At 61.6% G+C, this 26,546-nt stretch carries 24 protein-coding genes and 1 pseudogene; 11 read left to right on the top strand and 14 right to left on the bottom strand.

Annotation, left to right across the window (positions count from 1 at the left end; genetic code table 11):
- Nucleotides 1-11: 11 nt before the first annotated feature.
- Entirely contained in the window at nt 12-629 is a 618-nt protein-coding gene (locus tag C7G61_RS15620) for a hypothetical protein (RefSeq protein ID WP_108515596.1), read from the top strand.
- A gap of 222 nt (nt 630-851) precedes the next feature.
- On the opposite strand, the gene C7G61_RS15615 is transcribed toward C7G61_RS15620, so the two are convergent.
- The gene (locus C7G61_RS15615; RefSeq protein ID WP_108515594.1) at nt 852-2,516 is read right to left on the bottom strand and encodes an aminotransferase class III-fold pyridoxal phosphate-dependent enzyme; all 1,665 of its coding nucleotides are present in this window, start codon (nt 2,514-2,516) and stop codon (nt 852-854) included.
- Nucleotides 2,517-2,550: 34 nt separating this feature from the next.
- Here C7G61_RS15615 and asd point away from each other — a divergent pair, with 34 nt between their 5' ends.
- Nucleotides 2,551-3,414 (top strand): archaetidylserine decarboxylase, encoded by an 864-nt coding sequence (gene asd / locus C7G61_RS15610; RefSeq protein ID WP_108515737.1) that lies wholly within the window; start codon nt 2,551-2,553, stop codon nt 3,412-3,414.
- A 73-nt stretch (nt 3,415-3,487) separates the two neighbouring features.
- Nucleotides 3,488-4,237 (top strand): NUDIX hydrolase, encoded by a 750-nt coding sequence (locus C7G61_RS15605; RefSeq protein ID WP_108515592.1) that lies wholly within the window; start codon nt 3,488-3,490, stop codon nt 4,235-4,237.
- Nucleotides 4,238-4,390: 153 nt separating this feature from the next.
- Here the strand turns inward: C7G61_RS15605 and C7G61_RS43920 are convergent, their stop codons facing one another.
- The 3 genes from C7G61_RS43920 to C7G61_RS15595 all read right to left on the bottom strand — a co-directional run bounded on the left by C7G61_RS43920 (nt 4,391) and on the right by C7G61_RS15595 (nt 7,519).
- Nucleotides 4,391-4,819: a hypothetical protein gene (locus C7G61_RS43920; protein ID WP_145963625.1), complete on the bottom strand. Its 429-nt coding sequence runs from the start codon at nt 4,817-4,819 to the stop codon at nt 4,391-4,393.
- The gene (locus C7G61_RS15600; protein ID WP_108515590.1) at nt 4,758-5,957 is read right to left on the bottom strand and encodes a TIR domain-containing protein; all 1,200 of its coding nucleotides are present in this window, start codon (nt 5,955-5,957) and stop codon (nt 4,758-4,760) included. The genes C7G61_RS43920 and C7G61_RS15600 overlap by 62 nt, the downstream gene beginning before the upstream one ends.
- A gap of 152 nt (nt 5,958-6,109) precedes the next feature.
- Nucleotides 6,110-7,519: a FecR domain-containing protein gene (locus C7G61_RS15595; RefSeq protein ID WP_108515588.1), complete on the bottom strand. Its 1,410-nt coding sequence runs from the start codon at nt 7,517-7,519 to the stop codon at nt 6,110-6,112.
- A gap of 435 nt (nt 7,520-7,954) precedes the next feature.
- Here C7G61_RS15595 and C7G61_RS15590 point away from each other — a divergent pair, with 435 nt between their 5' ends.
- The 3 genes from C7G61_RS15590 (at nt 7,955) to C7G61_RS45540 (ending at nt 10,202) form a co-directional block, all read left to right on the top strand.
- Nucleotides 7,955-8,668, top strand: coding sequence for a DNA helicase (locus tag C7G61_RS15590; protein ID WP_108515585.1), 714 nt, complete (start codon nt 7,955-7,957; stop codon nt 8,666-8,668).
- Nucleotides 8,669-9,165: 497 nt separating this feature from the next.
- Nucleotides 9,166-9,549, top strand: a complete 384-nt coding sequence (locus C7G61_RS15585; RefSeq protein WP_244608312.1) for a hypothetical protein — start codon at nt 9,166-9,168, stop codon at nt 9,547-9,549.
- A gap of 200 nt (nt 9,550-9,749) precedes the next feature.
- Entirely contained in the window at nt 9,750-10,202 is a 453-nt protein-coding gene (locus tag C7G61_RS45540; RefSeq protein WP_202975778.1) for a hypothetical protein, read from the top strand.
- Between the two features lie 82 nt (nt 10,203-10,284).
- Here the strand turns inward: C7G61_RS45540 and C7G61_RS15575 are convergent, their stop codons facing one another.
- Entirely contained in the window at nt 10,285-11,019 is a 735-nt protein-coding gene (locus C7G61_RS15575; protein WP_108515583.1) for a DUF2147 domain-containing protein, read from the bottom strand.
- Nucleotides 11,020-11,228: 209 nt separating this feature from the next.
- Between C7G61_RS15575 and C7G61_RS15570 the strand changes: the two genes are divergently transcribed.
- Together C7G61_RS15570 and C7G61_RS15560 are read left to right on the top strand one after the other, a co-directional pair.
- Nucleotides 11,229-12,095, top strand: coding sequence for a DUF2147 domain-containing protein (locus C7G61_RS15570; RefSeq protein WP_108515580.1), 867 nt, complete (start codon nt 11,229-11,231; stop codon nt 12,093-12,095).
- 390 nt (nt 12,096-12,485) lie between these two features.
- Nucleotides 12,486-13,739, top strand: coding sequence for an extensin family protein (locus C7G61_RS15560; protein WP_108515575.1), 1,254 nt, complete (start codon nt 12,486-12,488; stop codon nt 13,737-13,739).
- 138 nt (nt 13,740-13,877) lie between these two features.
- Here the strand turns inward: C7G61_RS15560 and C7G61_RS15555 are convergent, their stop codons facing one another.
- The 3 genes from C7G61_RS15555 to C7G61_RS15545 form a co-directional block, all read right to left on the bottom strand.
- Entirely contained in the window at nt 13,878-14,246 is a 369-nt protein-coding gene (locus C7G61_RS15555) for a hypothetical protein (RefSeq protein WP_108515572.1), read from the bottom strand.
- Nucleotides 14,247-14,489: 243 nt separating this feature from the next.
- A complete protein-coding gene (locus tag C7G61_RS15550) occupies nt 14,490-14,891 on the bottom strand; it encodes a type II toxin-antitoxin system VapC family toxin (RefSeq protein WP_108515570.1) in 402 nt (133 codons plus the stop codon).
- A complete protein-coding gene (locus C7G61_RS15545; protein ID WP_108515730.1) occupies nt 14,888-15,139 on the bottom strand; it encodes a type II toxin-antitoxin system VapB family antitoxin in 252 nt (83 codons plus the stop codon). Before C7G61_RS15545 ends, C7G61_RS15550 begins: the two co-directional genes overlap by 4 nt.
- A gap of 168 nt (nt 15,140-15,307) precedes the next feature.
- Between C7G61_RS15545 and C7G61_RS15540 the strand changes: the two genes are divergently transcribed.
- The 3 genes and pseudogenes from C7G61_RS15540 to C7G61_RS15535 all read left to right on the top strand — a co-directional run bounded on the left by C7G61_RS15540 (nt 15,308) and on the right by C7G61_RS15535 (nt 19,805).
- Entirely contained in the window at nt 15,308-16,108 is an 801-nt protein-coding gene (locus tag C7G61_RS15540) for a hypothetical protein (RefSeq protein WP_244608311.1), read from the top strand.
- A 328-nt stretch (nt 16,109-16,436) separates the two neighbouring features.
- Nucleotides 16,437-16,577, top strand: a pseudogene (locus C7G61_RS47395) (zinc-ribbon domain-containing protein); the annotation flags it as partial.
- Nucleotides 16,578-16,718: 141 nt separating this feature from the next.
- Nucleotides 16,719-19,805 carry an ATP-binding protein gene (locus C7G61_RS15535; protein WP_244608310.1) on the top strand — a complete coding sequence of 1,029 codons (3,087 nt, stop codon included), beginning with the start codon at nt 16,719-16,721 and terminating at the stop codon, nt 19,803-19,805.
- A 378-nt stretch (nt 19,806-20,183) separates the two neighbouring features.
- Here C7G61_RS15535 and C7G61_RS43915 read toward each other — a convergent pair whose 3' ends face one another.
- The 6 genes from C7G61_RS43915 to C7G61_RS15510 all read right to left on the bottom strand — a co-directional run bounded on the left by C7G61_RS43915 (nt 20,184) and on the right by C7G61_RS15510 (nt 26,434).
- Complete coding sequence (locus tag C7G61_RS43915; protein WP_145963624.1) at nt 20,184-20,393, bottom strand: hypothetical protein; 210 nt, start codon at nt 20,391-20,393, stop codon at nt 20,184-20,186.
- A complete protein-coding gene (locus tag C7G61_RS15530; protein WP_108515566.1) occupies nt 20,363-21,517 on the bottom strand; it encodes an ATP-grasp domain-containing protein in 1,155 nt (384 codons plus the stop codon). The genes C7G61_RS43915 and C7G61_RS15530 overlap by 31 nt, the downstream gene beginning before the upstream one ends.
- Before the next feature lie 199 nt (nt 21,518-21,716).
- Nucleotides 21,717-22,658 carry an FAD binding domain-containing protein gene (locus tag C7G61_RS15525; protein ID WP_108515564.1) on the bottom strand — a complete coding sequence of 314 codons (942 nt, stop codon included), beginning with the start codon at nt 22,656-22,658 and terminating at the stop codon, nt 21,717-21,719.
- Nucleotides 22,655-25,345, bottom strand: coding sequence for a molybdopterin-dependent oxidoreductase (locus C7G61_RS15520; RefSeq protein WP_108515562.1), 2,691 nt, complete (start codon nt 25,343-25,345; stop codon nt 22,655-22,657). The genes C7G61_RS15525 and C7G61_RS15520 overlap by 4 nt, the downstream gene beginning before the upstream one ends.
- On the bottom strand, nt 25,342-26,001 hold the full coding sequence (locus tag C7G61_RS15515) for a TetR/AcrR family transcriptional regulator (protein WP_108515560.1): 660 nt from the start codon (nt 25,999-26,001) through the stop codon (nt 25,342-25,344). Before C7G61_RS15515 ends, C7G61_RS15520 begins: the two co-directional genes overlap by 4 nt.
- A gap of 82 nt (nt 26,002-26,083) precedes the next feature.
- Nucleotides 26,084-26,434 carry a KTSC domain-containing protein gene (locus tag C7G61_RS15510; protein WP_108515558.1) on the bottom strand — a complete coding sequence of 117 codons (351 nt, stop codon included), beginning with the start codon at nt 26,432-26,434 and terminating at the stop codon, nt 26,084-26,086.
- Between the last annotated feature and the right edge of the window lie 112 nt (nt 26,435-26,546).

The following is a 26,546-nucleotide window of genomic DNA, read 5'->3' as shown; positions in this document are numbered from 1 at the left end:
GGGGGTAGAGAATGATCAAGGACTTCCTGCAGGAACTGCGAACCCAGCGCTGGGACGACCATCGCTACTATCACCACAGCCGCATCAACCAGTCGCTGCACTTCGTCAGCGCCGCGAGCTTCCTGTTCGCCTATGCGATGCTGTTCTTCGATCCCGTGGTGTCGGCGCTGGTCGGCTGGCTGGTTTCGATGACGACGCGGCAGGCCGGTCACTTCTTCTTCGAGCCGCGCGGTTACGACCACGTCAACCACGCGACCCACGAGCACAAGGAAGAGATCAAGGTCGGCTACAATTTGCAGCGCAAGGTCGTGCTGATGGCGATCTGGGCGCTGTCGCCGCTGGTCCTGTATCTCGATCCGACGCTGTTCGGCCTGTTCACGCCATGGACCTCGACGGCAGACTTCATGCGCCAGGTGGCGAAGATCTGGCTCGCGGTCGGCATCGGCGGGCTGCTGTTCCGCACCGTGCACCTGTTCTTCATCCGCGACGTCGAGACAGGTTTGGTCTGGATGACGAAGATCCTAACGGACCCCTTCAGCGACCTCAAGCTGTACTACAGGGCGCCGCTGGCGCTGATGAAGGGCGAACTGATTGATCCGGGCCTGGAGAAGCACGTCAAGCACGCGTGAGTGTTGGGCAAGCGAAGAAGCCGACATGCCCGGCCTTGTGCCGGGCATCTACGTCTCTAGCACAGTCATTCCGGGATGGTCCGAAGGACCAGACCCGGAATCTCGAGATTCCGGGTTCGATGCTTCGCATCGCCCCGGAATGACGAGGAGACAGCAATAGCAGCAACAAGAATGACGTGGATGACCGAGACAAGCCCGGCCATGACGACAGGCGTTGGTGCCTCAGTGCCCGAACCTCTTGGCGAGCAGCTCTTTCAAAATCTGCCGCTTGATATTCTTGTTGGTGAGGGAAGCATCGTGCCACCACCAGCCGTCGCGCTTCATCTTTTCGGCGGCCGCGACAAAGCGGTCGGCGACTTCAGTGAAATCCGCGTCGGTGTAGTTGAGGCTGAAAATCAGCCGGCCGGTGCCGACCCAGCTCAGCGCCAGCCCTTCGGCGCGCAGATAATATTGAAGCATCCAGTTGTAGCGGGACGGCTCGGTGTATTGCACCATCCAGATCGAGGAGATGTTGCTGACGCGGACGGGCAGATCGTTTGCCGCCAGCCGCGCGTTCAGCACTTCGGCGCGGCCGTTCCAGGTCTCGTCGAGGCCCTGATAGACGGCGTTGAAATTGGGGCTGGCGAGGCGGCTGAGGAATTCATCCATCGCCGTCATCACGTAGGGGTGCGAGTTGAAGGTGCCGCGGGCGAAGCAGACGTCGGCGGGGCGGTCATCGCGAAAACGCCGCATCAGCTCCTTGCGGCCGCAGACGACGCCGACCGGAAGTCCGCCGGCAAGGCTCTTGCCGTAGGTCACCATGTCGGCGCGGACGCCGAAATATTCCTGGGCGCCTTTGGCGGCGAGGCGGAAGCCGACGAAGACTTCATCGAAGATCAGCACGATGCCGCGGTCGGTGCAGACGTCGCGCAGCTTCTTCAGCCATTCGGTGTAGGCCGCGCGATCGAAATTGCCTTTTCGCGAACTGTCGACCAGCGCGGAGTCGCCGGGCGCGTTGGCGTTCGGATGCAGTGCCTGCAGCGGATTTACCAGCACGCAGGCGATGTCCTTGCGCGTGCGCAGCACATGCAGCGTTCGCTCCGACATGTCGGCCAGCGTATAGGTCTCGTGCGGCGAAACCGGATTGCCGACGCCGGGCTGCACGTCGCCCCACCAGCCGTGATAGGCGCCAGCGAAGCGCACAAGGTGCGAGCGCTTGGTGTGGTAGCGCGCCAGCCGCACCGCCTGCATGACCGCTTCGGTGCCGGACATGTGGAACGAGACTTCGTCGAGCCCGGAGATTTTGCACAGCCGGCGGACGTTGTCGGTGATGACGGGGTGATAGGGGCCGAGCACGGGCCCGAGCGCATGGGCGCGCTTTTCGGCCTCGGTGATGCACTCCTTGTAGAAGTCATTTCCAAAGATGTTGACGCCGTAGGAGCCGGTCAGGTCGTAGAACACATTGCCGTCGACGTCGGTGACGGTGACGCCGGCGGAAGACTGCATGAAGGCGCCGGTGCCGAGATTTTCCCGGACAAGGCGGCTGTACTGGAACGGCACCCGGTAGCTTTCGGTGAACTGCAGATCGGAGATGTGCGCAGCCGCTTCCGCCGTCATCTGCCGGCCCTTGGCGTAGCGCTCCTCATAGAGGCGGGCGAGGCGGAAGAAGGCGTCCTGGCGCTGCATGGCGACGTTGCCGGGCGCGCCGTCGGAACAAAAGAAGCCGTCGATATCGAACTCGTAATGCGGCAGCAGCCGCGCGACCATTTTGGACATTTTGGAATGTCCGGCCAGCGAACGGTGCTTGGCGCGGGACAGCGCCAGCCGCGCCTGCAATTTGGGGAAGACTGCCGCGGCGCTCACGACCGCAGCGGCGGACAGCGAAAGAATCGGAAGGGACGAATCCATGCCTGAAGCGCTAGCCAATCCTGCTGACAGATTGATGACAATAAGGGGCCTGATCGCCCGCTTCACGCAACAGGAGGATCTCAATTTCCTCCTGACCAACCGCATCCCGCGGGCTGCACTGACGCGGTTCATGGGCTGGTTCAGCAAGATCGAGAACCCGTTCGTGCGCGATACCTCGATCGCGTGCTGGCGGCTGTTTTCAGATCTCGATCTGTCGGAAGCCAAGAAGACCGAATTCAAGAGCCTGCACGATTGTTTTACGCGCGAACTCCGCCCGGGGCTGCGCCCGGCCGATCCCGATCCCGCCGTCGTGGTCAGCCCCTCCGACGGCATCATCGGCGCCTTCGGCAGAATCGCGGATACCGAACTGTTCCAGATCAAGGGCGCGCCTTATTCGCTGCTGGATCTGCTCGGCGATCCCGCGCTGGTGGAGAGCCATCGCAACGGCCGCTTCCTGACGCTGCGGCTGACGTCGAGCATGTATCACCGCTTTCATGCGCCGTATGACGGCAAGATCGAGCGCGTGACGTTCATCCATGGCGACGTCTGGAACGTCAATCCGATCGCGCTGAAGCGGGTCGAGCGGCTGTTCTGCAAGAACGAGCGGGCGGTGCTCGAGATGCGCCTGCCGTCGGGCGAAGCGCTGACGCTGGTGCCGGTTGCCGCCATTCTGGTGGCCAGCATCCGGCTGCATTTCCTCGACGTCACGCTCAACGCGCAGAGCAAAGGCCCGACCGTGTTTCCCTGCGATGCCAATGTGCGCAAGGGCGACGAACTCGGCTGGTTCGAGCACGGCTCGACTATCATCGTGCTGACGCCGGAACATTTCGAATTCGCCGACAATGTCGTGGAAGGCGGGCGCGTTCACGCAGGCGAGCCGCTGCTGCGAAAACCGTAATTCCTGATCTCGATTTTGCGGCCGCTTGTCGCTATATGGTCGCGAGATTCGAAATCGGGAAACGGGAAGAGAGATGGCGCGAACGCCCGTGCTGGCGGCGGGAGGCATTGTGCTGCGGCCGGCAGAGACGCCGCTGGTCGCGGTGGTGCGCCTGCGCAAGCGCAATGAATGGGTGCTGCCCAAGGGCAAGCTCGACGACGGCGAGACGCCGCGCGCGGCTGCCGAACGCGAGGTGATGGAAGAAACCGGGCACGATGTTTCCGTGCACGAATTTCTGGGCACGCTGGTCTATGAGACCAGCGGCGGCTCGAAGGTCGTGCACTACTGGCGCATGGAAGCGCGCGGTGGCGCGGTTCATGAGCTGATGCGAGACGTGAAGGCCGTGGACTGGCTGCCGCTTGCGGACGCCGTCGACCGGCTCTCCCGCGATTACGAGCGCGCGTTTCTTGAAAATGTAGGCCCGATTGCACTCTCCGCGGCGGCGCATGCCGCGACCACCCGGAAAGCACGGGCCAAACAACCGGCGCCGGAAAAGCGCCGGACGCGGCGAGCCGACGTCACAGCGCCTCCGGCAGTCACTCCTGCGCCTGCTTCGCCCCCAATCGATCAGCCCTTGCCGCAGTTTGCGCCGCAAGAGGATGTGACTGACGTGATCGATGCGGCCGCGGGTGCATCCGTCGAGGAAGCGCAGCCGGCCGTCACGCCGTCATTTGCGCCAGAGATAGAGCCGGTAACCGTCGAACCGGCCGAGATGCAGAGGCGAGAGCAGCCGCGCAGAAACCTGCTTCAGCGCGTACGGGACTGGCTGCGGGGCGCGGCCTGATCCCATTTTCTGAGGGCAGGTCTAGCTAGATTGCTGAGGTGGGAATAGTTCACTGTTTCCCAAGGGACAGTGATCACCTAGACTGAGGTTGCGCGGGGGGCCCGTGGCGCGGAAGCCTAGTCTTGGATGACGAAACGTCCGAGCTGGCGTTGGCTACGGACGGGCCTGTCCAACGTTGAGTTTTGCACAAGTCGCGCTTGGTCCCCATAGGGCGCCGTGCGCAAGGCCAGATTGATCCTGAAACTGTACCGACGTCAGATAATAACCCTCTGGGCAGTCGAGTTTCAGGCCACCAACAGGTTTGCGCTCACTCGCTGCGCTGAGTAGCCCATTGCGTAATTTCGCCAGCTCGGTCTCGGCCTTTACTAGCCTGAGCGTGAGAGCGCTTAAGCACTCATTTAGTTTCTTGAAATTGGCTTCTGCTTGATCAGTTGTTGTGCCACCCGATTTGATCGAAGCCATGGCGCAGGAATCTTGCTGCGCGTTGGCTCGGGTCGCCACCAAGTTAAGCATGAGCAAATTAAGAGCAGTTCCAACGAAAAGTGTCTGTAGTAAGAAGTTTGACCGCTGAGCAATAGACATTGAACTCTCCTGTCATTTGCAGAATCACAGATCCAGCTAAGAAAACGCCGAAGAGGAAAATTGCGAGGATCAGCCACCGCAGGGGCAGCAACGCGATTATCCGAATCAACGGAGGCATTTTGGCCGGTTCAGCTTCAGGTCTTGGGCTCTCTCCTCGGAGGAATGGCACCCAAAATCTTCTGCAGAACTCCTTCGTCAAAAAGGCGCTGTGGCGAGAACGTTCATGCCAGCGCGTGAACACGCCAGGCCTGTTAAATTGGGTTGACCCGACGGAGCCATAGCCCCAGCCCGCGCTTTCGGCCAAGACTGGCCAATAATCGTTGATGCCAACCTCATTGAGGAGCGGATCTTCGAAGCGGTGCATTATGCTGCCCAAGTCAAAATCCTCGCGCAGGACGCTTCCGCAAAAAATCACGCGGTACCATTTCATGTCTGGATTACGCGCCACAATTGCCGCAACGACGTAGGTTCCAAAGCTATGACTTATGACGGACAATTTTTCGGGGTGCTTGCCCACTTTGCGGCGGTAAAGATCAATGGCCAGCTTGACATCGTATTCGACGCGAGCAATTGCGCGATGACGATACCAGGGCAACGGAGCAAGGAAGCGAAAAAGGCTAAATCTCCCGAAGCTTGTGGCCCCCACCGCAAAGCCGGCATCTTCAAGAGCCGGCCCTACATTGCCCATCCACAGGCCTCGCGTGTTTATGCCGTGTACCAGAATAACCAAATGGGTGCTGGGCAGCCCCACGTAGCCAGTTCGGCGTACTAACCCGAGCGCAGCCAAGGCGGTCGAAATCGCGACTCGGTTGGAAAGCAGTGAAGTTTGGATGACGCCAAAGGGCGGAGGGATGCTGCGAACGGCCAGTTCTGGTGTACGCAGCGGAATGAGAACCTTTCGCTCGTTGGCGCGCGTAGCTTCCCATCGTACCCAGTCGGAACTGACGGACTCCGGTGACCAGATAACGATAACTGCACGAGCTTCGTCGATCCTCTTGGTGATTTCATCGCCAAATCGGTTACCAGTGATCAACGACGTGTCCCACCATACCTCGAAGCCATTGGCTTCGAGCTCGGCGACAAGTTCTTGGGCTTGTGCATAATTTGCCGATGAGTAGCTTACAAATATGTCCGTCATAGAAATCTTGCGATCCTAGGAAAGGCGCACTTAATCAGTCTAGCGTCTGCTACATCGAAAATACTCGCACACTTTCTGGTTGGTTGACCAGCCGTCCGTCGTTACCCAGCTTGGGTTGTGGAGCGTTTGCGGGCCGGTCCGTTCGATTTCTACTACCGCAGCTCCTTTGGCGGCGGCTTGCCCCGTTGCGGCGCGACCGCTGGCCGCCTCGGCGCAGGCGATCCCGGACGTTGCACGGCAGGCGCACCCTGAATGCCGGGCGCTCGTTGCAGTCCGGGAGCGCCGAACCTGTTCAGCCCGGGGCGTCCCTGCGGCGCGGTCGGCTGCGCCGGCACATGCGGTTGCTGCGGTTGGCCCGCGCGCGGCGGCAGGCCGAGCTGTGGCGGCAAATCGGATCGTGGCGGTTGTCCCGCACGCGGTGGGAGACCGAGTTGATTTGGCAGCCCGAGGCGTTGCGGCTGTCCGGCGCGCGGCGGCGTACCCGGGCGGAGCGGCGAACCCGGCTGCTGCTGTCCCTGGCGGTTGGGCGCGCCCGGCGCTTGCGGTTGACCGGGTCGGTTCAACTGACCGGGCGGTTGCTGTCCGGGACCAGGCTGCTGTTGCCCGGGGCGGTGCTGCCCTGGCAGGCCATTCTGCCGCGGCTGGCCCGGCTGGAATTGCCGGATCGGCCGGTTCGGATTGACGAAGGTGGGATTGGCGCGGCGGAATTCGCGCTGCTGGAACACGACCTGCCGGCCGAAATTCTGCGTCGAGTGAAGCCGACGCACAATGCCCTGATCGCGCAGAATCACCGCTTGCGGAATCGCCAGCGGCACCGCTGCGAAGCGCACGCCGCCGCTACCTGGCCGGATGGTGAAGCCGCTTGCGCCCTGCGTCAGAAAGCCGAGCCGCGCGCCGGCGCGGTCGTTGACCTCGATGCGGCCGACGCGCCCGTCCGCGTCGGGATAGAGCTTGACCGCGACGTTATTCGGATTGTTGGCGGCCGCACCCTCCGGCACTTCGACGAGGCCGGTGGTGCCGCGAATGCCAAGCGTTGCCGTTGGCGTCGTGATCTTCATGTCGCCGGTCTTTGCCACCGAGGCGGCGACGAAAGCGGCGGTGCCCTTGGCGACGTCGAAGATCGCCGCGTTGCTCTTGCCGCCGTCCTCATAGACGTAATTGTCGATGGTGATCTTCGTGCTCGCCTTGAGATTAAAGGTGGTGGCGTCGATGAAGGTGATGCCGAGCGCGGAATTCGTTCCAGTCTGCACCACGTCGTTGAGATAGATGTCGTCCTTGATCTTGAGCGGCGTGGTCTTGTCGTTGCGGATCACGCTGGCGCGGCCGGTCACGGTGGCGACGTTGCCGACCGGCTCCTCGGGCGCTTGCGCATCAGTGGCAGGCGCGGTGGCGTCAGGCGTGGCGGGATCGGGCGTGGTCGTCGCCGGTGCGGCCGGCTGCGAAGGCTCGGTCTGTGCCTGCGCCAGTTGCGTCGGCCCGGAAGGACCTGCGAAAACTTGCCCCGCCCCGATCAGCGTGCCGCAAGCAAGCAGCACGAGCGCGAAGGAAAGTTGGCGCGACATCGGGTATTTCCGTTCACGGAGGGGAAGGCAGAAGGCGGGAATCCGATTTCAGCGCCATCAGGCTGAATGCGGGATGAACGCCGCGCCTGGTGTCAGGGCGAGCGCACAACGATCAAGCGCCACACCCGGGGTGCGGGCATGGCGCTTTGATGTCGCATTGGGCTGCGAGTTGCGCGCCGAAAGTAACGCCTCGTTGGAAAGGAGAACTACGAGACGTCGGAGCCGTGTCCACTACATTTCCGCAACTTCGCCCAAGGTTGGCAATGTCCCTTCGGCACGGATCGGCTATAATCTGATTCTGGCGCGGCCCATGCCTCCCCCCTCCGTCGGGAAAGCATCATTCATGCGGGGCCATTGCGATCATCGAACCAACTGTTCGAGCTACCCAAGCATAAGGAGGGGTTGTGATCATTGCTCGCAATAGGAGGTTCTTCGATGAAGCTGTCTGCGCCCCTTTATCACTTGAAGCGTAAGGCCAAACGTCTATCCCGTGCAGAAAATATCCCGCTGCACGAGGCGCTCGACCGCGTTGCCAGGCAAGAGGGTTTTGGCGGCTGGAGTTTGCTCGCGGCCAAAGCGACCGCAACCGCGCCCGCCGAAAAACTGTTTGCGCGGCTGGCTCCCGGCGACCTGGTGCTGGTGGGTGCGCGCCCGGGCCAGGGCAAGACCCTGATGAGCCTCGAACTCGCCGTGCAGGCCATGAAGTCCGGCAGTCGAGGCGTGTTCTTCACGCTGGAGTATACCGAGAAGGACATGCTGGATCGTTTCCGCGCCATCGGCGTGGCGCGCGAGGATTTTGCCGGCCTGTTTGAATTCGACAGCTCCGACGAAATAAGTTCGGATTACATCGTCAAGCGGCTGGCAGGCGCGCCTCGCGGCACCCTGGTGGTCGTGGACTATCTGCAGCTGCTCGACCAGAAGCGCGAGAATCCGGAATTGATGGTTCAGGTTCGCACCCTGCAGTCGTTCGCTCGCGATCGCGGGCTGATCTTCGTCTTTATCTCCCAGATCGATCGCTCGTACGATCCGTTGAAGAAACCATGCCCCGATCTGGAAGATGTCAGATTGCCGAATCCGCTGGATCTGAGCCTCTTCACCAAGACATGTTTTCTGAACAACGGCGAGGTTCAGTTCCGGGCGGCAAGCTAGCCCGCGGACTCGTTAAGCCATAGTCGTATCGACGCAAGGTGCATGGCCATGCTCCTCGGCTGAGTTACAGAGCACGAGAAGCATGCGTCAGCGTGCAGGCATGGGAATCAGGTCGGTATTCGGGCCGACTCGGACATGCCTTGATCTAGATCAACCGGGAAATGTGCCACTCCGTTTCCGTACGCCTCGGCATCCGTCAAAGGACCTTACTGAAAAACGCTCAACAAGCCATGTCGGCTTCGACGCGCTAGCAAGTAGAACGAGCAGGAGAGTGGCGGCGCGCATGGTCTAGTCGATCCGACGTTTTCTACTGGACGGAAGGAGAAACCATGAAGACAGCTATGGATTCCAGGTACAGCAGGGAGATTTCCTCCGTACCGTTGCTGGATATGAAGAATCCGCCACGAGTCAAAGCCGGCGGCGGCTAGTCGCGGCGGGCGGGTCGAGCGGGGCGTGCGCAGTTGCACGTCCCGCTGTTATTAAAGAAAGGACATCCCATGCACCCAGCAATCATGGCAATTGCGGTGAGCACTCAATTGGTGAGTACTCAATTGTTGACGCCCATTTCCGATGCCATCCCAAAACTCAACGTCGAGGCTACCTGCAGAGGATCGGTAGAAGCCGATAAAGCGATGGGTTTGGCCTTACCTCAAGGTTTCGACAAGTGTATGAGCGATGAGCATTCAGCGCGACAACAATTGGACCCGATCTGGGCTTCGTATTCCCCGGCTGTCAGAGCCCAGTGTGAGGGAGAGGCGACGGTTGCCGGCGAAGCGAGTTATGTCGATCTCTTGACCTGTCTTCAAATGAATGATGGATCAGTGACGACCTCGGCAAGTGCTTTGAAGGGCGCGAGCCGAAAGAAAAGGGCCCCAAACTAACTCGTATTATTGCCGCAACGCCGAAACGCCGGTCTTGTTGGGAGATAGCTGAGCGTGGCGGAGCCTTTCGATCGGCGCCTCCACCAGTAAGTTCGTTGGCAGGGCATTGAACTTGCGGCACCCCGGCGATCTTGGAGGCAGCGGCGCCGAGCTTTGGGCCGGTGCGCCGGGCAAATCCTTGCATCACTTTGGGAGCTGCAATGATGAAGTGTACCAAATCGACGAAAGAGAAGCGAAACGCTGCCATTAGAAATGGCCTAATCGCACTTGCTGGCATGGGTGCGGTGTTCGGCAGCGGTGCGCTGGCGCAGACACCGCCAGTCGCGCCCACCGGCTCGGCAGTACCGGCATTTGGCGTACTGGTTGGCCGGTGGGCGCGAACCGAAGGCCCATATGTAATCAACATCAGTGCGGTTGATGAAAACGGCAAGCTTGACGCCGGTTATGCCAATCCGAGGCTGCTACCTTTTCACACCGCAGAAGTTACCCGCGACGGAAACGCGCTCAAGCTATTCTTTGAATTACGCGCTGGCGGTTACGGCGGCTCAACTTACACACTCAAATATGATGCCGCGAGTGACAGTCTGAGAGGCGTCTACGACCAAGTTGTCGTAAAGCAAAAGTTCGACGTGGTTTTTAATCGTATGAAGTGACGGTACCCGGCGCAATTTGACGATGCGCATAAAGAAGGCCCTGTGGCGAACCACAGGGCCTCAAGTCTCGGGGAGAAGGTAATCAGCTCACGCGCTTCCAGGTCTGGCCGCCGCAGAACATGCCGCCGAAGGCGCAGCCCTGGACCTTGAGCGTATTGCTGCTCTTCAGCGCGATCGTCGAGTCGTAGTTGCGGCCGCTGTCGGGATCATTAATTCGGCCGGTCCACTTGCTGCCCTGCGGCTTCATGTTGATCAGGATCCTTGCGCCGGTGTTGACGGAATAGCCGCACAGATTGGCGCCGCATTCCTCGATGCGCACGTTGCCCTTGTTCTCTTCCGTCGCCCAGATGCCGATCGGCGAGTTCGGATCGGTCGCGGCGGCTGCGGCCACCGGGGCCGGCTGGGGTGCGGGCGCGGTAGCGATCGGCGCGGGTGGCGGAGGCGGAGCGGGCGGTGCAGCTTCGGTCCGTGCCGGCGTGACGGCGGCAACGGTCTGGGCGGGGGCGGGCGCAGTCGCGGCGGGAGCGGCAGGCTGCGGCGCGGTGGCCTGGGCCGGAGCGGGTGCTGCCGGTGCCGCCGGCGCGGTCGCCACGGCGTCATCGTCGTCGTCCTTGCGCTTGGAGCCCATGCCCTTGAGATCGACATTGCCGAGCGTGCCGTTATAGCCGGGCGCGGTGATCTTGATGCAGGAGATGGCGTTGCAGTTGCGCGGCGCTTCAACGCGAACGCGCTCGCCGTTGATCTGGAGCGTAATTCCGCCGGCATGCGCCGAGGTGGTGGCCATCAACAATGCGGCGAGGATGTAGAGCTTCTTCATGACTGGCTCCTGAGCGGCTTGTGAGCGCGTGGCGGTGAATGTGCGCGGACCCTACGCGGCGCGAGGGAGGCGTTCTGTGATGTACGTCACAAGACGCCCCGGGAGCGCCACAGCCGGAAGCACCGCGACGGCGCGGCTCGGTGATTCAAATCACATCCAGTCGAGGCTCCCCGCGGCTAGTTTTCCGCGTCACCTGCGGGGAGGCTTCGATGAAACGATTTTGTTTTCTCGCCGTGCTGATCACGCTCAGTTCTTCGGCCTATGCCGCCGGGATTTCATTCAACGTCGGCCGCCATCGGGTGCAGATCGAATCCTCCAGGCATTGCCGTTCGGTCTCGTGTGCCAGGATGTCGATCTCCAGAAACCTCGACTGGCGCCGCAAGCGTGACCGCTACGACGATGAGCGCGATGCGCCCGTACCGGCGAAGCCCGTGCCGTCCGCGCCGCAGACGGTCGGGCCAACTACGCCGCAGACGATTTCGCCGCCCGCACCGCCGGCGACCACGGCGCCGGCCAAGACCATCGTTGCCGCGCCGCCGCCGGCCGTTTACACGGTGGCCGCATCGAGAGGCCAGATCGTCGATGCGCCTCCGTCACCTCCGCCGCCACCCGTTCAACAGGATTCGATTCCGGTGCCGCCGCCCCCGCCGGCCGCAAAACCGGTCGAGACCGCGCAGCCTGCGCCGCAGGTCGAGCGCGTCGCGCATCGGGCCGAGGAAGAGCCGTCTGATTCTCCGATCGGCGATTGGCAGACCGAAGGCAAGGGATCGGTGCGGATCGCCAAGTGCGGCAATGCGCTGTGCGGCTTTGTGCTCGGTTCATCGAACGAGAAGGGCGAAGCGATCCTGATCAACATGAAGCCGAAAACGGACAGGCAATGGACCGGCGGCGTCTACAGCCAGGGTTCTGGCGAGACCTATTACGGCACGATATCGATGAAGGGGATCAACACGCTGCGCGTCGAAGCCTGCGCGCTCGGCCGCTTCTACTGCTCCGGCAACAATTGGAGCCGCATCACGCGCCGCGCCGACAGCCTGGTGACGTCATGGCAGACATTGTCCGGGCAGCGCTCTTAGAGCCTTCATCAATTCTTCGCTCTTGACGCTAAGTCAGCTCACGAAAACGCCCGATGACATCGTCACCGGGCGTTCAGGTCCATGTCTGGACGGGAAAGTCTAGAACACGCCAAGCACAATCGCGCCGACGAAGGCGAGTGCAAGATACGCGGTGACAACGCTAAGTCTGCTCACGAGAGGACTTGCGAAATCCATTGAGGACAGCTCCCTAGGTTCACGTCGTGCCCGCACATAACACTTTAGGCTAGCAAAGCGTTCCCGGCCCAAAAAGTCAGTGTTGCTGTCCATCCATCGGCTCTCCACAGGCGGCAGCCCCCGAAAACATGGTAAAAAATTCGTAAAATCAACATGTTGAAGAGTCTTTAAATAAATTAGTTGAACGTGCGAGCGATGACGCGCGGAGTTCGTTTGTATCTCGTCGGCTCCTTCGTCCTCGTCTCGCTAGCGGGTTGTGGCCGCGGATTTTTTCAGTCCGCCGAGCGCGAACCGTGGCGCGCCGAGGCCGAGGTCGCTTGCCTGAAGTCCGGCGCGGTCAAGGAGAGCCCGGAATTGGTTCGGATCGACCCGATCTCCGGTCCCGGCGTGTGCGGCGCGGAATATCCGCTGAAAGTGGCGGCGCTCGGCGAAAACATCACCAGCTTCGGCTTTGCCGACGAAAGCCTGCGGCCGCCCGGCAATATCGGCAATCAGCCGCGCTGGCCGATCGCGCGCGCGCCAGCGGCGGCTCAACCCCAAGGAAACTATCAAGGAAACTATCCGCGAACCTATCCGGATCCGGCGCCGCGCCAGCCGAATTATGCCGCGCCGTCGAACGGCCCGATCTCGCTGTCCGCGCCAGGCATCGCCACGCAGGAGGATGACGTCGACCTGCCGCCCGAGGGCGCGCCGGCATCGCGCGGAGGCGGCTATATGGCGGCACCGTCCCATCCGCCGCGCGACCGTTACGCGGCGCCCTCTTCTGCGCCGTATCCGCAACCATCCTATTCGCCACCGGCGGCAAACCCGGCCACGCCGCGGCTCGGGCCAGCGCAAGGAAATTCCGTCAGCGCTTTCGGGCAGGTCTCGATGAAACCGCCGGCGACGCTGGCGTGCCCGATCGTCTCGGCGCTCGACCGCTGGCTCACCGATTCCGTGCAACCGGCGGCGATGCGCTGGTTCGGCGTGCGCGTCGTCGAAATCAAGCAGATCTCGGCGTATTCCTGCCGCGGCATGAACGGCAGTCCGCACGCGCATATTTCCGAGCATGCCTTCGGCAACGCGCTCGACATCGCGGCCTTCACGCTCGCCGACGGCCGTCGCATCACGGTCAAGGGCGGCTGGCGCGGCATGCCGGAAGAGCAGGGCTTTCTGCGCGACGTGCAGGGGGCCGCCTGTCAGCAGTTCAACACCGTGCTGGCCCCGGGCTCCAACTCCCACCACGAGGATCACATCCACGTCGACCTGATGCGCCGTGCCTCCCGCCGCACCATCTGCCAGCCCGCCGCCGTGCCGGGCGACCAGGTCGCCGCGCGCGCCGGGCAGCGCAATCCCTATGCGTCACGCGATCCGTATTCGACCGGATCGGTCGGAGCCAAGAAGTCGGTGTCGCGCTGGTTCAGGGGCAACAGCAAGGTCAACGAGGAAGACGAGTTCGAGGATCATTAGAGTCGTCGGATTCGTAGGATGGGTGGAGCGAAAGCGATACCCATCAAACCCGTTCGGCAAGTGATGGGTTTCGCAAGGGCTCACGGGCTGGAGCTGACTTCACTGTGCGTGGTGACGCCTCCAATGGGTAGCTCGCATCTAGGCTAAATTGCGAAGGCTATCTATCCACCTCTGACGAAATCGCTCTTGTTGCTCTACCGTAGATGGAACAACAGTCTCATCAGCTTCGAAAATGTTGACAATGTCGTGGCGTGAGGTCGGGGAACCGATGCGCATCTTGTAAGCCAAAATCGCTGGCCCCATCGATTTCTGCATTCCAGAGGGATAAACATTCTCGCTGGCGCCAAAGCAATGAAGCAATGTGCTAGTTTTCTCCAAGTCGAGACGGAGTCTTTTCAACGCTTCAAAGAAATCTTCTTCCGACTCGGCAACTCTCACTTCGGTGCCTTGCTCAAGGGAAATTCTACAAATCTCTTTGCCTTCCGCGTAGATTTCGTCTGCAGTCAATTGGCAGGCACACGCGATCCATCAGCGAGAACGATGGTGATGTCTCCAGCAAAATATCGTTCCGGTTCCATTCAGCGCACCCTCCATAGCCAAGATTTCGAAATCATGACGCTGAGCTTGAGTAAGCGCCTTTGATTTCAGTACCGAGAAAAGTCACATCGTTGCATCAATCCGCTTGAGCATGGGCTCGTCACGCGCGTAACCTTGTGACATAGCTCGACGCACGAAGGTAGAAGCGCTCCGTCAGACGATACCAATATCGGTCAAGGGAAAGTCGTTTCCCTTGCAAAGTAGTGGGGCATTCATGGCCTTCGCCAGCGCGTAAGAAAAACAATCTCCGTAGTTTAAAGCCGCGGCATGGCCGGTCCCCTTTCCGAACCGGCGATGAGCTAAGCGGGCTATAGCCGCCTGCTCCCGCGTTACCGGTTCGATCCGGATGCCCGCTGTTTCGATGAATTCATCAAGCCACCGCTCGGCCCTATCCGGCGCGATTTTCTTCAGACCGCGCAGGACAATCGACGTCTCTACAATATTCGCGGCCGATATGAGCGGATCATCGTCAGCCGCAATACACCGTGCATAATGCGCGGCATCATCTTCCTGCCGAAAAATCGCGATGACGGCTGAGCTATCGACGACGATCACGTCGGCAGGCCGTGCTCATCGTAACCGAGAATCTCCTCCGGGCTGCGTCCGCTGTCGGGCAAGGCCGCATACCGGTTGCCGATCTTCAACAAACGCGCGGCGACATCGTCGGTGTTTCGGCGCCGGCGCTCCCGGGCCAGGCGTTCGCGCAGCGCCAAGGTTACGGCAGACGTCAAATTCTCGCCGGTGAGCTTCGCCAGTTCGGTTGCGAGCTTATGTGCTTCATCGTTCTTGATATTCAGGTGCATGGCCGCCTCGTTGATGGTAGAAATATATGAAATATCTACCATCTGCGCAAGGGCATGTGAAAATTGCTCCGCCAGTCTGCCACTTCGTAAACGGATCAGCCAACGGCGTAATCTGCTGATCCAATCACATCGATATCTTTAGTCCCTCAGGAATGGAAATTCCTGCCGTTGTGGGCAAGATTTTCCGGCGCGCTAACTTTCTTCAGGAAGGAGGACACCAGCCTTATCAATGATTTCCGCGTTGGCATGGTGATTGCCTTCACCCTTAAATTGCCGAGGAAGGGTGTATCCATGATTACGAGTATGGCCGGTGCCGGGAGCTATTTGCGTCCCACACAAGCGTATCCATCAAAGACGACATTGACGCCGGCAGATGCGTTGCCTGTGGCTGGTGCAGAGGCAGGCGCGACAGCAGGAAATGCCAAGCCGGGAATTCCAGTTTCGGCCGTCAAGGCACTCGACATCTCGGGACTGAAGGTCATCAGGGACATCCCCGAGCTTCGCGACCGGATGGCGGCGAGTTGGCTAAGGAAACAAGCCGCTGACGCAAACGTCGTCACTGACGTGCCCGACAATGCGCCGCAAAATATCTATGCGACCGTCAAGGTCAACGGCAAGGTTGTTGCAACCCTTTATAACGGCGGTTCTTCGGCGATGACGAACGATGCCGCGGCCAAGGTCGCAGACCTGCAAGATCCTCCCGGCCTGAGCGGCGGCCCCGATCTGGCGCGTTGGCGTGCGGAGCATATCGCGAAGGCCGTCGGCGGCACGGTCGAGAAGGCATCCACGGCGATCACGCAGTCTGCATGGAAACCACGTCAGACGACGTCGACAGACTATACCCGCGCGCAACTGGACGCGGCCTTCGAAGCAATGATGGCGGAACGACAGCAGGCCATCTCGCCGCGCTCTGTGGGCTATTCAACTGCGCAGGAATCCTCCGGCGGTTACGCAGATATCAGCGCCTGAGGCTTCTCCGATTCGGCGGTGTGGCCGCAACCTCCGCCCACACGATCATCCAAAAATCGTGGATTGGCTTTGCTAGTCCGTCCTGCTTTGGGCGTGCCGACTAGTTCGTGCGAGGCTTCAAGGGAGGACTGGGCTCTCTCCCCCTCACCCGGCCCATGCGCGCCCGGCACGGTTACAATGTCAGCGAAGCTCTAATCGCATCAGACAGATCTCGGCGGCTCTGGATCGACTGGAGCCGTGGCCGTCGGCGTAGCCAGTCGGCCCAAAATACCAGCTTGTTGACAATGGTGTTCGACGGTACCGTGGTCACGATTTTTCAGGGACCTAAATGATTTGCCAGAGTTGCCAGCACGAAAACGGCCCGGCGGCGAAGTTCTGCGAACAATGTGCTTCTGTGCTGGCACGCGTTTGCACGAACTGCGGCACTCAAATTTCGCCGACGGCGAAGTTTTGTTCACATTGCGGTCATTCAACGAGTCATAGCGTCGCAAATCAGAGCGTCGCAAACTATCTGTCTGCGCGCTCTGAGGCGTTGAAGCCACAGACTGCCCAGCCCCTCACAGCGAACATTCTAACCTCCACCGCCGAGCTTGGGGGTGAACGAAAACAGGTGAGCGTGCTGTTCGCAGACATCACGGGCTCACTGGCCCTGATATCCGGCCAGGATCCGGAGAGCGCGCAGGCGATCCTCAATCCTGTGCTCGAGCAGATGATCGATGCCGTCCACCGTTATGAGGGGACCGTCAACAGGATCCTGGGTGACGGCATCATGGCGATCTTTGGCGCGCCGCTCGCCCATGAGGATCACGCCGTGCGCGCCTGTTCCGCCGCCCTGATGATGCAGGGCTCCGTGGCCAAACTGGCGGACCGCGCCAATACGCCGCTCAAAATTCGCGTTGGGCTCAACTCGGGCGAAGTTGTCATCTGTGCCATCAGCAGCGAGCTCGACATGGAATACACCGTTGTTGGTGAGGCTGTGCACGTGGCCGCTCGCATGGAGCAGATGGCGGAGCCCGGCTCGATCCTGACGACGAAGAAAACCATTCGGTTGGCCGAGGAATACGTCATGGCGCGGTCGCTCGGTCCGCTGCCGGTTAAAGGGCTTGCCGAGCCCGAGGAGGTCTATGAGCTCATCGGTGCGGGTCCTGCACGCACCCGTTTGCAGGCCGCAACGATTCGCGGCCTGACCCTGTTTGTCGGCCGCGAGGCGGAGCTCGATGAGCTGCGCCGCGTACAGCAGCGGGCCGATACGGGGTCGGGCCAATTGGCGGCGATCATCGGCGAGGCCGGCATCGGCAAGTCGCGGCTTGTCTATGAGTTCACGCATACAAGCCGGCTGCCTGGTCTGCTTGGCTGGCTCGTGCTCGAGAGCACGTCGCTCTCGCACGAAAGAGCGACCAGCTACTTGCCCGTGATCGAGCTTCTCAAGAGCTACTTTGGAATCCAGGATCGGGACGAGCTTGATGAGATCCGCCAAAAGGTGGTCCAGAAAACCATCGCGCTCGACGAAAGGCTGGAATCGACGCTTCCCGCGTTATTGGCTTTGCTCGATATCCCCGTCGATGACCAGGGCTGGCACGCGCTCGATCCAGCTCAGCGCCGGCGTCGCAACATCGACGCCGTAAAGGCTTTGTTGCTGCGGGAAGCACGCAAGCAGCCGGTCCTCTTGATCTTCGATGACCTCCATTGGGTGGATAACGAAACGCAGGAATTGCTCGATGCCCTGGTGAGCGCCATGGGGTCGGCATCCCTCATGCTGCTCGTCAGTTACCGCCCGGGCTACCAGCACAACTGGGGAAGCAGGGAGAACTACCATCAGATCCGGCTAAGCGCGTTGCCCAGGCGTGACACCGGCTATCTGCTGGAGGCGCTGCTTGGCGAGGATCCCGGCATTGCGCCACTCAAGCGGTTTCTGATCGCGCGGGGTGGCAACCCTTTTTTTATCGAAGAAACCGTCCGCTCTCTGGTGGAAACCCAATATCTCGTCGGCGAACGCGGTCATTATCGACTGATGAGTCCGACCGCGACCATTCAGGTTCCACCGACTGTCCGGGCCATCTTGGCGGCGCGAATAGATCGGCTTCTTCCCGGTGACAAGAATCTTCTGCAGATCACTTCCGTCGTAGGCCGGGAGATTCCGTTTGCCGTGCTCCGAGCGATGGCCGATCTGACAGAGGGCGCTCTGGATGGCGCGCTCGATCGGTTGCAGGCGGCCGGCTTTCTCCATGAGACCAGGTTTTTTCCGGACGTCGAATACGCGTTCGTACACGCACTCACCCACGAGGTGACATACGAGAGCCTGCTGCGGACGCGACGGCGCGCGCTGCACGCGCGACTGGTCGACACGATCGAGACTCTGTATCGGGATCGGATCGGCGAGCACATTGAGCGTCTCGCGCAACATGCGGTTCGCGGGGAGTTGCCGGACAAGGCTGTTCGATACCTGCGACAGGCCGGACTGAAGGCGCTCTCGCGGTCGGCCCTCGAGAACGGGCGAGGCTGGTTCGAGCAGGCGCTCGCCATCCTTGAGAAGCTGCCCGAAAGCAAAGAAAGTATCGAACTTGCTATCGATATTCGCTTCGATCTGCGAAACGCCCTTCACCCATTGGGACACCTCGATAAATGCCTGGGGCACCTGCAGAAGGTGCAGGCGCTGGCTGCTCAACTCGCTGACAAACGGCGGCTCGGACAAGCTTCGTCATTCCTGTGCCAATACTACCGGCTCATGGCGGAGCTTGGCCCTGCCATCGAGGCCGGCGAAAAGGCAATGACTATTGCAGACGAGTTAGACGACTTGCGCCTCCACATAGTGGCTGCCGGACATTTGGGACCAGCTCTGACTGCAAGAGGGGACCATCATCGCGCGTCACAAATATTGGGCGCGGGCGTTGAGCGTCTCCGAGACGATCTCGCGGCCGACACGATGGGTACAACCGGCGTTCTTGGCGTGTTCACGCGCGTATATCTGATTTCCTCGCTGGTCGAACTCGGAGAGTTTGATCGGGCGTTGCGCGTTGCGGAGGAGGCCGTGGAAATTGCCCAAGCCGCCAACCACGTTTACAGCCTTGCGTTCTCCTATTACGGACTCGGCACTGTTCTTGCCCTTCGGGGCGAGGTTTCGCGAGGCATCACGGTCCTCGAGCAGGGCCTTGAGCTTTGCCGCTCGTGGATTCTTCCATTGATGCTGCCGCTGCTCGGCACCTCGCTTGGACACGCTTATCGCCTGGCTGATCGCATCGATGAGGCCATTGTCCTCCTGGAGGAAACCGAACGTGAGTCGAGCGCGATGCACCGCATGAGCGGGCTCGCCATGACGGTGGTCCGGTTGGGTGAAGCTTACCTTCAGAAGCTCCGCACGGCTGACGCCGAGCAATGCGCTCGACGGGCGCTCGAACTTGCGCGCAAACATGGTGAGCGCGGCCACGAAGCTTACGCGCTGCGATTGATCGCCGAACTCGGCGTGACGGACGCGCCTCTCCTCGACGAAAGCGAGACGAATTTTCTCCAGGCCCTCCGAAGGGCCGAGGAACTCGATCTGCGACCGCTGGCGGCGCAGTGCTATCTCGGGCTTGGAAAACGCTACCGGCGTATTGGCAAGCAGGCGAGCGCGGAGCAGCACTTCAGCGCCGGCGCAGCCCTGTTTCGGCAGCTCGGTCTGCAATTCCCCCTGGAGGATCACGCTACGTGCAACGGCTAGAGCATGATCCGGAAAAGCGGACACCGGTTTTCCCTCGCGACAAACGCGGAACGCGTTTGCGCAGAGATCATGCTCAAATCGCGGAGATCACGCTCATATCAAAGAGATAGAGTGGGATGGCGATTCGAAGAAACGTCATCCCGCTCTAGCTCAACTTTCCGAGAAAAGCTCTGCCAGACCGTGTAGCGGACGATCGTGCGGCAGGCTTTGGAAACTGCGGGCTGAATTGCCGGCTAGCCGCGATTCGAAGTTTCGACCTTGATGCCGCTGACCTCCAGCCCGCAAGAGCGGGCAAGAGCTCGCAGCTGGAGCTGGATTGTCTCTAGCTGATGGGTATCGAGGTCGCGGTCGATCGTTACCGTAGCGACAACGGCGTTCTCAGCTTCCCTTCTTTTTTGCAGCTTTCTTTTTCTTGGCCTTGTTGGCGTCTTGATAGGCCTTGGTCGCTTTCCAGCTTTTCTCAAAATCCTTCACTCCGGCCTGAAATTTACGAAGCAGCGCGCGTGTCTCTGGACTCTTGGGTGTGACCGCTACCCGAATTTGGGTTCGCCCTTTGCTCAAACGTTTGAATATTTTGATGTTTGCCATAAGTTTTTGCCCCTTTTCGTTGCTTTCAAGCGGCCTCGACGAGAGGCTGCCCCTTGCCAAGCGTTCATGATGTTATCTGAGAAATCGGACGCGTGGAAGATGCGCGGCGCTCCGTCGAGGTCTCGCAGCATGTACCAATCCGGTGCGGCGTCGTAGCTGTCCTCGATGTCGACCGGCAGATCTCGCGCCAGACGGACGAAAGTTTTCGCCATGTTCTGTTTTCCAACCAGATCAAAAATATTGGTCGCCGACGAAAACCGGCCCGCGTTGATTTCCGTGATGCAGGGAATGCCGCGCGTATTCTCCTTGAGATCCACGCTGAAGACGCCGGATGCTTTTGCATCGAGCAACCTGATGGCCCGGACGCAGGTGTCGACGATTTTCGGTTCGACGACTGTTTTTGCAAGGGCTGCCACCGAAGAGACTTGCGACGGTTGACTGCCCGTCCCGAGATAGGAAAGCCGTTCATACGTCTTGATCAGTACCAACTCGCCATCCTTCCAAAGGCTTTGACAGCCGAAATCGCGGCCTGGCAGGTACTCTGAAAGTACAAACGACGTCACGGGTATGCCGCGCATTTCTTTCCAGTACCGGATCCAGCCGCGCGCCTGCTCGGGCGTCCGTACCGGCAGGGCGCCAAGCGCGCCGGCTCCGCTTCGAACGCGGCACCAGAGGGGTCGCTTCCCGCCAAGTTGGCGGAAAATCCCGGTGATGTGCCTGATATCCTTCACCGGGTAGCTCGCGGGCGCGTCGATGCCGTTGCTGCGCAGGAGCTCAATGAGACGATACTTGTCCCGGCAGATGTCGACTACGGATGCCCGCGGCAGGAAAAGGTACTCACCAAGGCGGTTACGCGCGCGCGACAGGTCATCTACATCGGTATCAACGGTCGGAATAATGAGATCCAGGCATTCGGTCTCGGCGATCCATTGCAGTGTCTCGGCCCACTCCGGATGGTCCGCGGGCGGAACGAGATAATGTCTGTCCGCGTCGGATTTCTTCAGCGCGAACTGGTCATCATTGCAACCGACTATGAATACAGGCCCGTCACCCGTTCGCAGGCTGCGCGCCAGATTGTTGCTCGGAGCGTTACCAGCGTTCGTAAAAAGCAATCGCGCAGCCAACTCACTTCTCCTGCGTCTGCCAGCGAGAGGTCGCCGACAGGAAGACATTATGGATAATAAGAACAGGAAGACACTATGGATCATAAGACATGAAAAAGACATTCAATTTCCGCCGGCCCTTCGCCGGCGTCACACCGGCGCGTCCCGGCGATCGATGCATCCACTCGCTTATGGTCCTGCGGGGAGGTTAGGTTCGCGCTTATGAGCCCGTGGCCTGGTTACCCGCCAACCGTTCCAGCAGATCCTGCACGACGCCCTTCAGCAGATCGAGCTTATATCCCGTCATCGGCAACGGTTTTGCACCCGATGTCGCGCGTTCTGCGGCAACGGCAATCGCTGCTACATTGGCCGGCTTCCCCTGCAATGCCGCTTCCGCTGCGACGAGCCGCAGCGGCACCGATGCGATGCCGCCGGCGGCGAGGCGGACGAACTGGAACGCGCCGTCCTTGATCACGGCGCGGGCGCAGATCTCGACCAGCGGCCATTCCGCATGGGTGCGGCTGATCGCGCGCTTGTACAGCGCGCGCTCGCCTTGCAGCGGAACGGGAAGCTCGATGCTCTTGATCATCTCGCCCGGCTGCAGCGCGTTGTCGGCGCTGCCGTTGGAGCCGTCGCCGAGGAGGTCGCCGATCGTCAGCGAACTCCTGCGGTCGGTCGTCACGTTCGCCTCATAGGCCAGCAGCGCCGCCGCCATCGTCGAGGGATGCGGCGCCACGCAGGGACCGAGGTCGAAGGCGACATGATAGAGATGATTGCCGGACCGTGCCGGACAGTCGGACCCGCCTTTCTTCAGGCAGGCGATATGCGGATTTCGAAAATACCAGCAGCGCGAACGCTGCGCGAGATTGCCGCCGAGGGTGGCGAGGTGGCGGATCTGCGGCGTCGCCAGACCTTGCGCGGACGCGGCAATGCCCGGATACGCCGCGGCGAGGCGCGTGTCCGCAGCGATGGCGGCAATGGTGGTGAAGGCGCCGATGCGCAAACTCCCCTCAGTGCCCCAATGCATCCCGATCGTGTCGGGCGTGGCTGATATATCGACCAGCGGTCCGGTCGAGACGCCGCTGCGCCGTCGCTCGGAGAGGTCGGTGCCGGCGGCGCGGAATTCGCCTGCTTGCGTGGCGGTCATGGCTGATGGTGTCATGCGGCGGCCCTCCCTTTGAGCGCGGCGACGAGACGGTCGGGACGGATCGGCAGTTCGGTCAGCCGAACGCCGGTCGCATTGTGAATGGCGTTGGCGACCGCGGGCGAGGTCGGCACGGTTGCGACCTCGCCGATGCCGACGCTGCCGCCGAGCACGTGGTCGAAGCCGCCCTGGTCGAAATGCACGTCGATCATTGGCGTGTCCGCGATTCCCGGAATGCGATAGTCCTCCATGCCGCCGCTGAGCACATCGCCGGTGCGGGAATCGACTTCGCGGGCTTCATAGAGCGCGTAGCCGATGCCTTGAACGACGGCGCCGGTCGCCTGGCTTCGCGCCAGCGCGGGCGCCACCACCTTGCCGATCGCAATGCCGGTGTGAACGTTGACGACGCGCACGTGGCCGAGCCAGGTGTCGACTTCGACCTCGACGACTTGCACCGAACTCGGCATGCCGGCGCCGATCGCAAGGTTGGAGAAGCGCCGCATCATCCAGCCGAAGATCCAGCCCATGAAGCCGGCCTGTTTCAGCGGCGACTCGATTCCCGGCGCCATCTGCCTGGAGTCTTCCGGCCGCACGCGGGAAGCGGAGAGATCGGGTGAGGCCGCGAGCAGTTCGCGCCAGGGTGCGTTGGAGCCGGGGACGGGCTGCCGCTTTGCGTGTTGCTGGATCGCGGCTTTCAACTGCTCGATCGCCAGCAGCATCGGCGGGATCACCGAAGCGGTGACCCGGCTGCCGCCTGAGCCCGGCCCTTCCGGCAGTTTTGAATCGCCGATCCTGACTTCGATCTCATGCGGCTCCAGGCCAAATTCGCGCGCGACCGTATTGGCGATCACGGTGCGGGTGCCGGTGCCGATATCCTGCGTCGCGGTGCTTGCGATCAGGCGTCCGCCCTTGACAGCCACTTCGACCTTCGAGCCGGGCTGCCACAGATAAAGCCAGTAGCCGGTGGCGACGCCGACGCCGCGGCGATAGCGGCCGCTCTGCGCGGCAATGGGTTTCCGGTTGCGCCAGACCTCCAGGCTTGACGCCCAATCGTACAGCCGCTGCCGGTTGGGATCGGGATCCCAGCGTTTGCGCAGCGCGATCGGATCGACGTTCATGCGCAGCGCCGCTTCGTCGATCGCCTGTTCCAGCGCGAACGCCATCGGCGGCCCGCCGGGGCCGCGGAACGGAGCGCCGGCCGGCAAATTGCTGATGACGTCGAAATCGGCCAGCTCCTTGCCTTCCGCGGGATAGATCAGGCGGGCAAGTGCCGCGATGGTCGAATTGGTCGCGGCTCCCGTGTCGGCATAAGCGGTCAGCGAAAGGGCTTTCAGTCCGCCTTGCTCGGACGGCAGCAATGCAATTTTCATTTCCGTTGCCGGCCGATAGCCCGTCACCGAAAGCTCCTCATGCCGGTCATAGGCTACTCTGACCGGCGCCCTGGCTTCGCGTGCCAGTTCGATCGCGGTGGTCGTTTCCACGCCGAGAGCGGCCTTCGAACCAAAACCTCCGCCGACATGATCGGCAATCACGCGCACCTTGTCGTGGCCGAGCTTGTAGCGCTTGGCGATCTGCTCCATCGTGTGAAACACCGCCTGCGTCGAAACATGCACGGTGAGCCGGTCGCCGTCGAAACGCGCCACCGCGGCATGCGGCTCGAGGCAGGCATGCTGTTGCGTGCCGGTGCGGAAGGTACCCTCCACCAGCAGCGGATTGTTCGCCGCCCGTGCGCCGTCGACCCAGCTCCGCACTTTCTTCGGCTTCTTGGAGAACGCCGCCGATGGGCCGCGGACATTACCTTTCCAGGAGGCCGGCGAACCGCCGCCTTCGGAGACGTTGCCGGCTCTCTTGCGCGCGGATTTTTCGAATACGACCGGCGCATCGGCCTTGCGCGCTTCGTCGAGCCCGATCGCCGACGGCAGGCGTTCGCTGCCGAGCTTGATGGCGGCGATCGCGGCCAGCGCGGTCTTGCGGTCCTTTGCCGCGACGGCGGCGATCGGTTCGCCGACATAGCGGACGATGCGATCGTCGCGGAGCAGCGAGATCACAGCGCTCACCCCCGGCATCGCGCGCGCCGGCGCCAGATCGAGTTCGTTGACACGCGCATGCGCGAACGGCGAGCGCAGGATCACGCCTTCGAGCTGGCCGTCATGATGGATGTCGACGGTATACTTCGCCGATCCCGTCACCTTGTCGCGCGCTTCCATGCGCGGTGGCAGGATATCGTCGCCGTCGAAGCGGCCGGCACAGGCATCCGCCACGGCGCGGAAGATGCCGTCATAGGCGCCGCAGCGGCAGAGATGTCCCGACAACGCCGCGCCGATTTCCTCGCGCGACGGCACCGACGTTCCCTTTGCTGCGCGCCAGCGGTCGCAAAACGCCGCGGCCTCGACGATGAAGCCCGGCGTGCAGAAGCCGCATTGCAGGGCGTCGTGCGCCATGAAGGCCTTCTGCACCGGGTGCAGCTTTGCCGCGCCGATGCCTTCGACCGTCGTCACGTTCGTGTTCGCGGCTGATCGAGCGGGCATCAGGCAGCTCACGGCGGCCTCGCCATCGACCAGCACGGTGCAGGCGCCGCAGACGCCGGCCCCGCACACCAGCTTGGTGCCGGTGAGATCGAGCGCGTCGCGCACGACATCGACCAGCAGCGCATCGGGATCGTCGAGGAGGGGAGCAAGCTTGCCGTTGATCGTCATCGTGCTCATCTGCGATCTCCAGGTTTGCGAGAGGTGGATTTCCTTGCCGGCTTCGGCTTCGCCGCGGGCTTCCGCGGCGCCGGGCTCACCGCGCCAGCCACCAGCGTCCGCAGCATGATCTCCAGATCCCTCAGGAAAGCGCCGGCCGGCTGCAGCGCCGGATAGGCGGATTTGGTGCCGTTAATCGCCATCTCGATGTGCCGTGCAAAATCGCGCGGCGTCGTGGCATTGAGCGTGAGGTCCTGTTTGCGGCAGACGCGCGTGATCGTTTCCGCGAGTTGCTCGGTATAGGCGGTGGTGTATTTCTGGTAGAGGTCGCGGGCCTGCAGCAAATGTTCGGAGAACAGTTCCTCGACATGGGGCGAGCCATCGAGCGAGGCGGCCAGTTGCCCGAGCTTGGCGCTGACCGAAGCGACGAGGATGTCGGCGAGGCTGCCGCCCTCGTTCTCGGCGGCGCTGGCCGCGGCCATTTCGGCGGCGAGGGCCTCCTCATGCAGCCGTTCGATGACGGCGCGGAACAGCGCTTCCTTGGACTCGAAATGATGGTAGAGCGCCTGGCGCGTCAGGCCCGCGGCCTCTGCCGCCTGCTCGATCGACGAGCGCCGGAATCCCTGCCGGCGGAACACCAGCATTGCGGCATCGAGAATGCGGGTACGCGGGCCCATTTGACGATTTTGACAAAAATAGAAGAAGTGTCAAATAACGAGATTGCGAACAGGGACCAGTGCCGCGACGGCAGGCCCGATGTCACTGATCGGACGGCACTTTATATGTGCGGCAGTCGTACGGCCCGTTCCCGTCACGGCCGGCCGCCGTGATGTTCGCGTTGAAGAACTGGCCCATCGAGGGCGCGTTCAGAAACGCATCGAGCGTGTCCTTCGGCAAATCGCAATATTGGTGGTAGGCCGCGTGGCGCTGCACAAGCATGCGGCGGCTTTCGGCATCGTAGCAGACCCGGCTGATGACGCTGCTCCGGGTGATGTCCTGACAGTTGAACGGCTTGAGATCGACCGCTCCCATATCCTTCACGTCAACGATCTCGGCTTCTTCCCAGGGCGCGGTGAAGAGCAACGCGAGGATGAAAGCAAGACGGGTCATGTCGGTTGGCACCAAGGGCGGCGCAGGAAGCTGCAGCTTGGGCGAGAAGATGACAAGCGCCTGCGCCGCGGCAGGTTACACGAACTTGATCCCACTTGTCGCACTGGCAAGT

The organism is Bradyrhizobium algeriense, from assembly GCF_003062295.1.
GTDB classification, from domain to species: domain Bacteria; phylum Pseudomonadota; class Alphaproteobacteria; order Rhizobiales; family Xanthobacteraceae; genus Bradyrhizobium; species Bradyrhizobium algeriense.
Note: the sequence above shows the minus strand (reverse complement) of the source record. Positions and strands in the feature narration are given on the sequence as shown.